Origin of the sequence: Carboxylicivirga sp. M1479 (genome assembly GCF_007097485.1) — a bacterium.
Lineage (GTDB): Bacteria > Bacteroidota > Bacteroidia > Bacteroidales > Marinilabiliaceae > Carboxylicivirga.
Genome location: NZ_VKDE01000115.1, coordinates 1 through 281 on the forward strand (window position 1 = coordinate 1; position 281 = coordinate 281).

A 281-nucleotide genomic window follows, 5' to 3' on the forward strand; every position below is an offset into this window, starting at 1 on the left:
CTTAGATGTTTCAGTTCCCCGGGTTTGCCTCTATTGCTAGATACTATGTCTTCAACATAGTGGGTTGCCCCATTCAGAAATCTACGGATTAATAGTTATTTGCACTTCCCCGTAGCTTATCGCAGCTTATCACGTCTTTCATCGCCTCTGAGAGCCTAGGCATTCCCCGTACGCCCTTATCTACTTTCTTTTACACACACCTAGTTGGTGTTTATGATTTTATTTTGTGTTGCCAATATGTCAAAGATCTTTTAGCTTTTCAGTTCCTAAGGCTCTATTCT

The 281-nt window shown here is 41.3% G+C and carries 1 rRNA gene; it reads right to left on the reverse strand.

Annotation, left to right across the window (positions count from 1 at the left end):
- Nucleotides 1–190, reverse strand: a 23S ribosomal RNA gene (locus FNN09_RS20985); the annotation flags it as partial.
- Nucleotides 191–281: the final 91 nt, after the last annotated feature.